The following is a 12,828-nucleotide window of genomic DNA, read 5'->3' on the forward strand; positions in this document are numbered from 1 at the left end:
AAACGAATAATCATATTATAATCTATTCTCCTAAATTCCCAGCTTTCCTGCTATATATTTATAAATTTCATTAAATTTTTCTTCAAACCCATTTTTCCCTGTCATATCAAACCATTTTACATCCATTTTATTTCGAAACCAAGTTAATTGACGTTTCGCATATCTCCGGGTATTTTGCTTTAACTCACTGATTGCCTCTTCTAGGGATAATAAGCCTTCTAAATAACGATAAAGTTCTTTATAACCAATAGCCTGGATCGATTGGCACTCACGTAAACCTTGAGAATGAAAAGTTGAGACCTCTTCAAGCAGCCCTGATTCGATCATCAGGTCAACTCGATCGTTTATTCGGTCATACAATTTGTCTCGGTCCATTGTTAATCCAACAAGGGCAACGTCATATATTAGCTCTTGCTTCTGTTCTTTCATATATTCCGTCATCGTTTTTCCTGTTGATTTAAAAATCTCCAAAGCACGGATGACTCTTCTGATATTATTAGGATGAATTCGCTCAGCACTTTCTGGATCAATCTCTTTTAGTTCCTGATAAAGTGAATCCACACCATTGTCATTAGCTTGTTGTTCGAGCGTTTTTCGGTACTCGGGATTTGATGCATCATCTGTAAACTGATAATCATAAATAACAGATTGAATATAAAGCCCAGTCCCGCCAACTATCATCGGTAATTTACCACGACTATGTATGTCTGAAATTAATTTTCTAACAGCGGCTTGAAACTCTGCAACCGAAAAATTTTCATGGGGTTCCTTTATATCAATGAGATGATGTGGAATCCCCTCCATTTCGTCAATTGAAATTTTCGCTGTGCCGATATCCATTCCTTTGTAAATTTGCATGGAATCTCCACTAATGATTTCGGCATTTAGCTTCTTCGCAAGCTCTATACTTAATTTTGTCTTACCAACAGCGGTTGGACCAATTAGAACGACAAGTTTTTCTTTTTTCGATTCTTCCAATCAATCACTACCTTTACTTCAATTCATACTATTATCGTAACATAGATAATTAGACGAATACTAAATTATTATAACCAAAACAGCAAAGAAAATAACATTTATTTCTAATTTTAACATAACTTTATACAACTTTTGACTTATACGGTAAAAACTCGCCAATTCAGCGAGTTTTCAACCCTTATCATCGTATCGCTACATAACACGTTTGAACATTTTCTCCATTTCATAGGTCGAATGGTGTATGATGATCGGTCGACCGTGTGGGCATGTAAATGGATCACTTGTTTTACGAAGAGTTTCAAGTAAGGCAAATATTTCGTCATTCCGTAAATGATGATTTGCCTTAATCGATGCTTTACAGCTCATCATAATCGCTGCTGCTTCTCTCAATTTCTTAATCTCTATTTTCTTATCATTTAGCACTTGCTCAATTATTTCTTCGATAACCTCTTTTTCCTCCCCTTTCGGAAACCATTGTGGGTGTGACCGAACGATGTAACTGTTATGTCCAAAGGGTTCGAGGAAAATCCCGACTTTCTCCAAGTCCTGCGTGTGTGCATTTATATTTATACATTCATCTGTCGAGTACTCTAGAGTAATAGGGATAAGCAATTCCTGGAGATCCGAAATATTTTCGCCTACTTTTTCTCTGAAATATTCATATTTGATTCGCTCTTGAGCAGCATGCTGGTCAATGATATATAATCCCTTTTCATTTTGAGCAAGGATATAAGTTCCATGCATTTGTCCAATTGGGTACATGACCGGCACACGTTCATCCAGATTTATGGTTGCTTCAGAATTTTCGAATTCTGTTTCTTCAATTTTTTCCGATGCAACATCCATCCCATCCTTATTTTCAGCAATCACTAAGTGTTCCAATTCAGCAGATTTATTCACATATGAAGGTTGACTTATATGCGGTTGTGTTTCTGATATCGTTTCTGCTTTCATAGGAATCTCGTCGATCGTCTTCGTAAATGTAGGAAGATATCGTTTCTGCTCTTGGGGTTCCGTTTTTATCGAATGTTGAAACACAAATTCTTGTTGCTCTGATTTCTGCACTTCTTTTTTCTTCGGATATGCTGCATCTGGGATTAATTGTTTATGTTTAAAAACTTCTTTGATTCCTTCATCAATTAATTGATTAAGTTCAGATTCTTTACTAATCCTGACTTCCAGTTTTGCTGGATGAACATTTACATCTACTAATAATGGGTCCATCTTAATATCAAGTAATACAATTGGAAATCTTCCAATAGGTAAAAGAGTATGATAGCCTTGTTGAATAGCTTTAACAAGTGCATAGTTTCTAATATATCTCCCATTAATAATAGTTGAAATATAGTTTCTCGAAGCTCTTGTTACCTCTGGCATAGATACAAAGCCTTCGACTGTAAAGTCTAAGGATTCTAAATGTATAGGCACCATTTGCTTTGCAATTCCTAAACCATATATGGCTGCGAGTACCTGCCTAACATCGCCATTTCCACTTGTATATAAAAGTCGTTTCCCATTATGAAGTAAACGAAATGAAATTTCTGGATGTGATAGTGCGATTCGATTTACAGCATCGGTAATATTCCCCAACTCGGTATGAATCGTTTTTACATATTTTAAACGAGCAGGAGTATTAAAAAAGAGATTTGAAACCGTAATATCCGTACCTTTTCGACTATTCGTTGCCTTTTGCCAGACAAACTGTCCGCCCTTAATTAAAATATGAGTACCAGAATTATCCCCAGTGCTTGTTTTCATTTCCAATTCGGAAACGGAGGCAATACTAGGGAGCGCCTCACCTCTAAAACCTAACGTACGGATTCGAAATAAATCATTTTCATCCTTAATTTTACTTGTCGCATGTCGATGAAAGGAATTTACGCAATCCTCGCTATCCATCCCGTCTCCATTATCAATAATTCGAATTTTGGAAAGACCTGCCTCTTCTATTTCAATTTCGATTATTGTGCTATTTGCGTCAATGGCATTCTCGACTAATTCCTTCACAACAGAGGCTGGGCGCTCGACTACCTCCCCTGCTGCTATTTTATTTGAAAGAAGGTCATCTAATTGGATGATTTTCCCCATGCCATCACCTCATTGTCTTAGCTTATTTTTATGCTTTAAGTTGCTTTTGAATTTCATATAAACGATTGATGGCTTCTAGTGGTGTAAGACCTATAATGTCCATCTCTTTAATGTCTTTCAATATATCCTTTTCTTTTGAAGAGATTGGCTTTTCTTCTTTTTGGTAGCTAGCCTTTGTTTCCTCAAAAAATGAAAGTTGCAGATTATTAGAAAGATCAATCGAATCTTCCCTTGTTGCTACGACTTGCTTTTCACCTTGTTCAAGCTGATTCAAAATTTCTTTCGCACGTTCAATCAAGTTGTCTGGAAGCTCCGCAAGTTTCGCAACATGAATCCCATAGCTTTTATCTGCAGCTCCTTCTTTGATCTTATGAAGGAAAACAACATTATCATTTTCCTCAATTGCACTAACATGAACATTGACTAAATTTTCAAGTGCTGCTTCCAAATCTGTCAATTCATGATAATGTGTGGAAAATAGAGTATGAGCTCCAATATTTTCATGAATATACTCAATAATTGCTTGAGCTAATGCCATCCCATCATAAGTGGATGTCCCGCGTCCAATTTCATCAAACAATAATAAGCTCTTAGATGTTGCATTCACAATCGCATTTTTGGCCTCGAGCATTTCCACCATAAATGTACTTTGCCCTGAAATCAAATCATCCGCAGCTCCAATTCTTGTGAACACTTGATCATAGATTGGAAGTACCGCCTCACTTGCCGGAACAAAACAACCGATTTGGGCCAATATTGAAGTAAGGGCAATTTGTCTCATGAACGTACTCTTACCAGACATATTTGGGCCTGTGATAAGTAGTAATGAATGCCCCTGCTCCATTACACAGTCATTTGGAACATATTCCTGTGCTTGCATCACTTTTTCCACAACAGGATGACGTCCATCTTTAATAATGAGCTTGTCCTCCGAAAAATGAGGCATACAATAGTGGCGCTCCTCACTAATTGTTGCGAAGCATTGAAGGACATCCAGTTCACTAATCACCTTAGCTAATGACTGAAGTCTTGGGATATATTCTTTTACTTGTTCACGAATAGTAAGGAAAATATCATATTCTAACTGGACAATCTTTTCCTCTGCTTCAAGAATTAATGTTTCTTTTTCTTTAAGCTCAGGGGTGATAAAACGTTCCGCATTTGTTAATGTTTGTTTTCTTTCGTACATACCTTCCGGCAAAAACTGCAAGTTTGCCTTAGTTACTTCAATATAATAGCCAAATACGCGGTTATATCCAATTTTTAATGACTTGATTCCAGTTTTTTCTCGTTCCTGTTTTTCTAAGGCTGCAATCCATGTTTTTCCATTACGACTTGCATCACGATATTGATCAAGAATGTCATTGAAACCATCCTTGATAATATCTCCTTCCTTAATCGTCATTGGAGGTGATTCTTTAATAGACCTCTGTAACAGATCAGTGAGTGATTCACAAAGATCCATTTGATTTTCGAGATTGTCTGCATATGGATGCTCTAGCTTGGTCACAAGATTATAAATTCCTGGTACTTGTTCGAGCGATTTTTTCAACTGTAACAGGTCCCTTGCGTTGACATTCCCATAGGCTACTCGTCCAGCAAGACGTTCTAAGTCATAGACTTCCTTTAATAAATCCCTTAATTCTAACCTCTCAAAGTATTGTTCAATGAAGGTTTGAACCATATTTAGACGTGCTTCAATTTCGTTTTTATTTAATAAAGGTCGGTCAATCCACTGTTTTAACAAACGACCACCCATCGCTGTAACTGTTTGATCTAAAAGCCACAATAAAGAACCTTTCTTTCCTTTACTTCGAATCGTTTCAGTCAATTCCAAGTTACGCTTAGAATAAAGATCGATTTTCATAAATTGATTTGTATAATAGACCTGAACCTGCTGCAAATGATCAAGTGATCGTTTTTGTGTTTTCATTAAATAATTTAATAATCTTCCAAACGTGAAGACTAACTTTTCATCATTAAGGCAATTCGTTAGCTGTTGTAAATGATCTGCTACTTCACAATTATCTTCATGTGAAATTGTAACCTGACAGCGTTCGATCAACGCTTTTTTATACATTTCCTCTAAATCAGATGGAACAACTACCTCTTTAGCACCATTTGCATAAATTTCTCCAATAACATCTTCAAAATTTGAAGACAATAAGGATACCCTATTTTCACCGGTCGATAAGTCAGTTAATGCAAAACCAAAATGACCCTCTGAAAAACTGGTAATAGAAGCTAAAAAGTTATTCTCTTTATCTAAAAGGTTCTTTCCTTCCATCACAGTACCAGGAGTGACTAATTGAATAACCTCACGTCTGACGACACCTTTTGCTTGTTTCGGATCTTCCGTTTGCTCACAAATGGCCACTTTATATCCTTGATTAACTAATTGTTCAATATATCCAGCGGCTGAGTGATAAGGAACCCCACACATCGGGATTTTTTCATTTACTCCACCATCTCTAGCCGTTAAGGTTATTTCTAAAATCTGGGATGCATTTATGGCATCTTCAAAAAACATTTCATAAAAATCTCCAAGTCGAAAAAATAAAAAGGCATCTTGATAATCTGCCTTTATCGCTAAATATTGCTTTATCATCGGCGTATATTCTGCCATTTATTAATCCCCCAACAACAGTAGTTCTGTTCATATTATAACATAATTTAAAAATAGGGTGGGGGAGACTTGTCTTCCATTAAATGAAAAAAAACTAGGAAGTCGTGCCTCCTAGTTTCAATTATTCTTCTAAATCCCCTACTAAAAAGTCAGGATTTAAATCCTCAAATTCTTCGTCATCTACATCCCAATCTTTGATGTCGTCATAGCAACCATCTGGATTTACGTGGACGCATACCTTTGTTTCGCCAATTACTTCTGCAAGAAGCTCTCTTTCTACCTCTACAAGAATTTTGTTCCCATTAGGTGAAATTGTGCATTCTAGGCAATTTGGCTGTTGCAACACTTCAACAATCACGTCACAGTCATCACCTAAGAAATTCTCATCTCTATACTTGAGTTTGATGCAATCTTTGTATGAAAGTGTTTCCGTAACAACCTCTGTTTTTGTATTGTTACCAAAAGAATACCATGTATTGACATCGAATCTGCCGCTTACTTCTACCGTATTCCCTTTTTTCTCCGCTTCATACTGATGGTTAATGATCCAGCATCCTAAAATGTTGGATGGGTGGTGTGGTGGTGAAATTGTATAAGTAGACTGCGAAAACTTACGTCCTTTTCCTACAACAGCTTTTGTGATAATCTCTCTGTATTCAGACATTCGAACAAACCCTCCTCAATCAATCTTCAATTCATCCTATGCGGGACATTTGACTAGTGTGATAAAGACTGATTTCTTTTTCAAAACTTTTTGCAGTACTTCGATATCTTACTTGTAAGTACATGAAAAAAAGTTGAATAAACCATTCAAAATAAGTACTTTTAAAAAAAACGCAATGTCCTTCTCTTTATACATCAACCTTACGATTACCGTATAGTTCATTGTATGCGCGTTCGCCCATTTATGTACCTTTTTTTCAAAGCTGTACAAGCAAAAATAAATACTTGAGGTGAGCAAGCAAAAAAAATAAGGCAAAAGCTTTACGCTTTTGCCTCAATTTATTAATGGCAGCTACAGCCACTTTTGTTATTCAACTTTGAACCAGTTTCACCTGCTAATAAGTCGCCACCAGTAGACGTAATGATTTCATTTGTTACATTGTTTGAAATCGTATGTGCTACAAGCTGTAAAAGATCATTCACTTCAAGTTGTGAGTTTTTGAATTCTTCTACAACTGGAATACTGTCGAGCTCTGCTTGTAGATTATCAATTTTTTCTTCAACTTGCTTTAATGCTTCAGACTTACCATAGTGTTGGAAATTAACTGCCTGTTTTTGCAAGCTTTTAATTGTCTCAATAATTTCTTGAACCTTTTTGTTCTCATTGATTTGTGCTTCTGCACGTTTAAAGAAATCAACCTCTTCTGTTTCTGCAATCATTTTTGCAAGCTCTGTTGCTCTGTCAACGATTTGCTCTTTTGTGTATTGTGCCATCTTAGTTCACCTCTACCGCTTCTTCGATCATTTCACCATCTAATGACCAAGTTTTTGCTTTTATAATTTTTACTTTTACAATTTTTCCAATTGCTGATTTTGGAGCTTTGAAGTTGACCAGCTTATTCTTACTTGTATATCCCGCTAAAACATCTGGATTGTTTTTACTCTCACCTTCAACAAGAACTTCAACAATTTGATCTTGGTATGCAAGATTTTTCTTTGCAGAAATTTCATTTACAAGTGCATTAAGACGCTGAAGTCTTTCCTTCTTCACTTCCATTGGAATGTTATCTTCCATTTTTGCAGCTGGTGTTCCTTCACGTGGTGAATAAATGAAGGTATAGGCAGAATCAAATTCTACTTCTCTATATAAAGAAAGAGTTTCTTCAAATTGTTCATCTGTTTCATTCGGGAACCCTACAATGATATCTGTTGTAAAGGAAGCATTCGGGATTCTTTCCTTCATTTTGCGTACTAATTCTAAATATGATTCTCTTGTATATTTACGAGACATTAGTTTTAATACTTGAGAACTTCCGGATTGTACTGGTAGGTGGATGTGCTCCATCAGGTTTCCACCTTTTGCAAGTACTTCAATTAAATGATCATTAAAATCACGTGGATGACTTGTTGTGAATCGAATACGCGGGATATCAATCGTACGTAGCTCGTCCATTAAGTCACCTAAACCATATTTGATATCTGTAAAATCCTTACCATAAGCATTTACGTTTTGACCAAGTAAGGTAATTTCTTTATATCCTTGTCTTGCTAAATGTCTTACCTCTTCAATAATGTCCTCTGGGCGACGGCTTCGTTCCTTACCACGTGTATAAGGCACAATACAGTAAGTACAGAATTTGTCACACCCATACATTATATTGACCCAACCCTTGATATTACCTTTACGTACTTTTGGAAGGTTTTCAATAATGTCACCTTCCTTAGACCACACTTCAATAACCATTTCTTTACTGAACGTTGCCTCTTTTACAATTTGAGGAAGGCGGTGAATATTATGAGTACCAAAAATCATATCAATAAAATGATGTTTTTCGAGAATTTTATTAACCACTGATTCTTCTTGGGACATACATCCACAAACACCAATTAAAAGATTTGGATTTTCAAGTTTTAATGGTTTAAGGTGTCCGATTTCACCAAATACTTTGTTTTCTGCGTTTTCACGAATCGCACATGTATTAAGTAAAATAATGTCTGCATCTTCGGTATTTTCTGTAGGCTCATAGCCCATTTCCATAAAAATACCGGCCATTACTTCCGTGTCATGCTCATTCATTTGGCAGCCATACGTACGAATTAAAAAGCGTTTTCCTTTTCCTGCATTTTTCATATCCTCAGGGATTGAAAACTCTTTTAAGTAATTAACTTGTTCTTTACCACGTTTTTTCGCATCTTTTAATGAAGGTGGTTGATAAACAGATTGAAAATACTTACTGTAATCCTTTTCGGATTTTTTGTCCGCAGGTTTTACTTGAGTACTTTCAAGACGTTGTTTTTCGTTCATGTGGTATCTCCTTCCTTTTTACAAAAACGATCTGTTGTAAAGTTTTTAATTTCTTTAACACTATAAACCTACACATTTTACTAGTATAAGGTTTAACAAGTTTTAATACAATAAAACCATAGAAAATGTAGAAATTTGTACATACTTCATAGTCAAGACATACATACCTATTTTATCATTCAAAAAACAGTGAGTAAAGGTTAAAGCAAAAACCCTACTAAGACAAAAATCCTTAGTAGGGTTATAGTCAAATTACATAAATTCTGCAACAAGCTTATTGAATTTTTCTTCATTTAAATTCAAATCAGCATGCACGAGTGGAGTTTCATTATATCCATGCACAAGTTCTTGATAGGAAGGCTTTTCTGTATTCTGATAGATAAGCCCTGTTACAAGACTATTATGCTTCATTAATGTCTGCATCGCCACAGAACGATCAGATGGATCATATCCTTCAACATCTGCTAGTTTTGTTAGGTTTTCTTTAAACCAATCATATGTGTTCACCTTGTTATAAGTAACACATGGGCTAAATACGTTAATTAATGAGAACCCTTTGTGCTTAATGCCTGCCTCAATTAGTGCTGTCAAATCTTTAAGGTCTGTTGAGAAGCTTTGCGCAACAAAGGTTGCCCCTGCAGTTAGTGCCATTTCCATAACGGAAAGTGCAGATTCAATTGAGCCTTGTGGCGTACTTTTTGTTTTAAAGCCCATTTCACTTCTTGGTGAAGTTTGACCTTTTGTTAAACCATAAATTTGGTTATCCATAACGATATATGTGATGTCGATATTCCGACGAATCGCATGGATTGTATGGCTCATTCCAATTGCATATCCATCACCGTCTCCACCTGAAGCAATAACGGTTAAATCACGGTTAGCCATTTTTACCCCTTGAGCAATCGGTAGTGAACGTCCATGAATACCGTGCAATCCATAGGCATTGATATATCCTGAAATACGTCCTGAGCACCCAATCCCTGAAATAACAGCCAATTGTTCAGGCTCAAGTCCAACATTTGCAGCCGCACGCTGAATTGCCGCCTGTACGGAGAAGTCGCCACATCCTGGACACCAGTTAGGTTTTACATTATTACGAAAGTCTTTAAATGTTGCCATATTAGAACAACTCCTTACATTTTGTGTGAACTTCATGAGGTAGGAACGGATTACCATCATATTTTAAGAAATTAGTAATCTTGTCCGCATGTCCTACATTCATTTTCATAATGTTTGCGAGCTGACCTGTAGCGTTATTCTCAACCACTAATACTTTTTTAGCTGATTGTACTAAAGGTAACATTTCATCAGTTGGGAATGGATGAATTAAACGAATCTGTGCATGGTTTACTTTAATACCATCATTCTCAAGGCGTGTCATTGCTTCTTCAATCGCACCGCGCGTTGAGTTAAAACCAACAACTAAAAGGTCCGCCTCTTCATGTTTCACATTTTTATGAACAGGAGTCTTGAATTGAATGTTTTTAATCTTTCTAAGGCGTTTTTCCATTTGATCCTTACGGTTGCTTGCAACCTCGGATGGTTTACCTTGTTCATTATGTTCAACACCCGTTACATGGTGGATTCCATTTTTCACACCTGGTACTACACGTGGAGATACTCCACTCTCTGTCACTTCATAACGCTTAAAATATTCCTTATTCTCTAATTCTGGTAATTCATCATCAAGAAGTAGATTTCCACGTCTTACTTCAATCTGTGAATAATCAAGTGGTTCAACTGATTGCTTACCAAGTGAAAGTTGTAAGTCTGTTAGAAAAATAACCGGGCATTGATATTCCTCAGCTAGGTTAAATGCTTCGATTATGTCATAAAATGCTTCCTGTACTGTACTAGGAGCCATGACAATCTTAGGAATTTCTCCGTGCGTACCGTAAATCATTGCCATTAAATCAGATTGTTCTTGCTTTGTTGGCAGACCCGTACTAGGACCTCCACGTTGTGTATCAATTATAACAAGTGGTGTTTCAGTAATACCTGATAAACCGATTGACTCCATCATTAATGATAAACCTGGTCCAGCAGATGCTGTAAATGCACGAACACCAGCGTAGTTAGAGCCAATTGCCATTGTACAAGCAGCAATTTCGTCCTCAGTTTGGATCACTGTTCCACCAAATTCAGGTAGTTTACTAATTAAGTATTCCATGATTTCAGAAGCTGGGGTAATTGGGTATGCAGGCATAAATCTTGCCCCACCGGCTAGAGCACCCAAAGCAATTGCGTCATTACCAATCATGAACATGCGCTGCTTTCCGTCCGCTTTTTCTAACTTCATTTTTACGTCTTCGCTGAGTTGATCCTGTAGGAATTCAGCGCCTGCTTTGATTGCTTCCATGTTCTTTTCTACAACCTGCTGACCTTTTCGACCAAAGATTTCTTCTACCACATTTAAATATACATTTAAATCGAGGTCTAATAATGAACTAGTTGCACCAATTGCAACCATGTTTTTCATAAGCGACGTTCCAAGTTCAGTTGCAATTTGAGTAAAAGGAACAGAATACAAATGAACATTGGTGTTTTCAGGAATGGTTGGTCCGAATTTCGCATCTGCCAACACAACTCCCCCGTCTCGTAATTCATGAAAATTAAAATCAATTGTTTCCTGGTCAAAGGCTACTAAAATATCAAGATCGTCTGAAATTGAACGAACTTGAGTTGTACTTACGCGAATTTTGTTATTCGTATGACCACCTTTAATACGTGATGAAAAGTGGCGATAACCGTATAAATAGTAGCCTAAACGATTTAAAGCAATGGAAAAGATTTCCCCTGTACTCTCGATTCCTTCCCCTTGTTGTCCGCCAACTTTCCACGAAAGTTGATTGATCATGACTTACACCCCTTTGGAATACGTTCTATATAAGATTTTTTATAGGTTTAAGTGTAAAGCACTTTCCAACTCTGCTGTAGTTGATTTTTTATGTGAATTCTCGCGATTCGAAACAGGGCCTTTTCCAACCACAAAATTGGGAGTAAATCACCAAAATTGAATTGAAAAAAACTGTCTAAATTTATAATGTTGGATATGTACTAAACGCTTTCATTCTAGACCTATCAACGAAAAAAAGCAACCCTTAGTAAGCAAATTATGAAGAAAAATGTATATTTTGTTATTTTTCAATTAATTTCATTTTATTCAGTTTGAATATGGGTTAATATTACACAGGTAAATGCTCTATAAAATTATGGTATAAGAATTTTTTCACCTGGGTCTCTGTGTAATGTTTTAACAAGTTATTTACAAGAACATCGTACCCTTTGAAGGATTCAAGTCCAAAGGTTGTTTCTGTTATACCATCAAAATCAGATCCAAATCCTACATGGTTTTCCCCACCTAATGAACAAATATAGTCAAGATGCTTTAATACATCATCTATAGATGCATTTCCCTGATTTCTTAAAAATTGCGGGACAAACGTGATTCCAATCATGCCGTTCTTTTGTATAAGTGCGCGTATTTGATCATCCTGAAGATTCCGTCGGTGATTGCAAATTGCAATTGCATTTGAATGAGAGGCAATCGGATAATCCGCTACTTCCATGACATCCCAAAACCCTTTGACTGATAAATGGGATACATCTGTCCAAATTAAAGCCTCATTTTGCTCCTTCACAACCTCTTTCCCAAAGCTTGATAGCCCGCCTCCACGAGGTTCTCCTATGCCATCCGCAACAAAATTAGCGTAATTCCATGTTAACCCAACAGATGACACACCAAGCCTTATTAGCGTTTGAAGCTTTACTATACTTTGATCAATTGCGTCACATCCTTCTAGCGTTAAGAAAGCGCCTATCTCATTCTCTTTCAAGGCCAATATGTCCTCTCTTGTTCGTACCGCTTTTAATAACGGGGAAGGGGCAATTACTCTCTTATAAAAAATTTCTACCATTTCTAACGCTGTTTCAAACCGACTTTCCGGTCTTACTTCTTCAGGAATGTAGATCGCAAAGCATTGCACTTTGCCGCCTGTTGCTCTTAATTGATTATATGTAATATGTAATTTCGGCGAGTCGGCAAAATCAATGGTAGGATCCATCCACATTTTATATAAAACATCGGAATGCGCATCAAATATTTTCAAATTAATCAACTCCCTTTTCTTTCTATTTTACACAAAAATACCTGTTTGTCTTTTAAGAC

Annotated in this window: 9 protein-coding genes; all 9 read right to left on the reverse strand. The window is 36.5% G+C overall.

What is annotated here, in order from left to right:
* Positions 1-30: 30 nt before the first annotated feature.
* The 9 genes from miaA to ABC371_RS18175 all read right to left on the reverse strand — a co-directional run bounded on the left by miaA (position 31) and on the right by ABC371_RS18175 (position 12,769).
* Entirely contained in the window at positions 31-978 is a 948-nt protein-coding gene (gene miaA / locus ABC371_RS18135) for a tRNA (adenosine(37)-N6)-dimethylallyltransferase MiaA (protein WP_412898077.1), read from the reverse strand.
* Positions 979-1,170: 192 nt separating this feature from the next.
* Positions 1,171-3,066 carry a DNA mismatch repair endonuclease MutL gene (gene mutL, locus ABC371_RS18140; RefSeq protein ID WP_412898078.1) on the reverse strand — a complete coding sequence of 632 codons (1,896 nt, stop codon included), beginning with the start codon at positions 3,064-3,066 and terminating at the stop codon, positions 1,171-1,173.
* A gap of 28 nt (positions 3,067-3,094) precedes the next feature.
* Positions 3,095-5,692, reverse strand: coding sequence for a DNA mismatch repair protein MutS (gene mutS, locus ABC371_RS18145; protein WP_412898079.1), 2,598 nt, complete (start codon positions 5,690-5,692; stop codon positions 3,095-3,097).
* A 121-nt stretch (positions 5,693-5,813) separates the two neighbouring features.
* The gene (locus ABC371_RS18150; RefSeq protein ID WP_412898080.1) at positions 5,814-6,356 is read right to left on the reverse strand and encodes an outer spore coat protein CotE; all 543 of its coding nucleotides are present in this window, start codon (positions 6,354-6,356) and stop codon (positions 5,814-5,816) included.
* 341 nt (positions 6,357-6,697) lie between these two features.
* Positions 6,698-7,129: a regulatory iron-sulfur-containing complex subunit RicA gene (gene ricA, locus ABC371_RS18155; protein ID WP_412898081.1), complete on the reverse strand. Its 432-nt coding sequence runs from the start codon at positions 7,127-7,129 to the stop codon at positions 6,698-6,700.
* 1 nt (position 7,130) lies between these two features.
* On the reverse strand, positions 7,131-8,660 hold the full coding sequence (miaB, locus tag ABC371_RS18160) for a tRNA (N6-isopentenyl adenosine(37)-C2)-methylthiotransferase MiaB (RefSeq protein WP_412898082.1): 1,530 nt from the start codon (positions 8,658-8,660) through the stop codon (positions 7,131-7,133).
* A gap of 252 nt (positions 8,661-8,912) precedes the next feature.
* Entirely contained in the window at positions 8,913-9,779 is an 867-nt protein-coding gene (locus ABC371_RS18165) for a 2-oxoacid:ferredoxin oxidoreductase subunit beta (protein WP_412898083.1), read from the reverse strand.
* Position 9,780: 1 nt separating this feature from the next.
* Positions 9,781-11,517, reverse strand: a complete 1,737-nt coding sequence (locus ABC371_RS18170) for a 2-oxoacid:acceptor oxidoreductase subunit alpha (protein ID WP_412898084.1) — start codon at positions 11,515-11,517, stop codon at positions 9,781-9,783.
* Positions 11,518-11,845: 328 nt separating this feature from the next.
* Positions 11,846-12,769, reverse strand: coding sequence for a dipeptidase (locus ABC371_RS18175; protein ID WP_412898085.1), 924 nt, complete (start codon positions 12,767-12,769; stop codon positions 11,846-11,848).
* Positions 12,770-12,828 lie beyond the last annotated feature (59 nt).

Source organism: Bacillus jepli (assembly GCF_047238305.1).
Taxonomy (GTDB): Bacteria; Bacillota; Bacilli; order Bacillales; family Bacillaceae_L; genus Ferdinandcohnia.

Excerpts from the sequence above, each read along its gene's own strand:
- mutL (WP_412898078.1), bottom strand. The coding sequence starts at position 3,066 with ATGGGGAAAATCATCCAATTAGATGACCTTCTTTCAAATAAAATAGCA.
- mutS (WP_412898079.1), bottom strand. The coding sequence starts at position 5,692 with ATGGCAGAATATACGCCGATGATAAAGCAATATTTAGCGATAAAGGCA.
- ABC371_RS18150 (WP_412898080.1), bottom strand. The coding sequence starts at position 6,356 with ATGTCTGAATACAGAGAGATTATCACAAAAGCTGTTGTAGGAAAAGGA.
- ricA (WP_412898081.1), bottom strand. The coding sequence starts at position 7,129 with ATGGCACAATACACAAAAGAGCAAATCGTTGACAGAGCAACAGAGCTT.
- miaB (WP_412898082.1), bottom strand. The coding sequence starts at position 8,660 with ATGAACGAAAAACAACGTCTTGAAAGTACTCAAGTAAAACCTGCGGAC.
- ABC371_RS18165 (WP_412898083.1), bottom strand. The coding sequence starts at position 9,779 with ATGGCAACATTTAAAGACTTTCGTAATAATGTAAAACCTAACTGGTGT.
- ABC371_RS18170 (WP_412898084.1), bottom strand. The coding sequence starts at position 11,517 with ATGATCAATCAACTTTCGTGGAAAGTTGGCGGACAACAAGGGGAAGGA.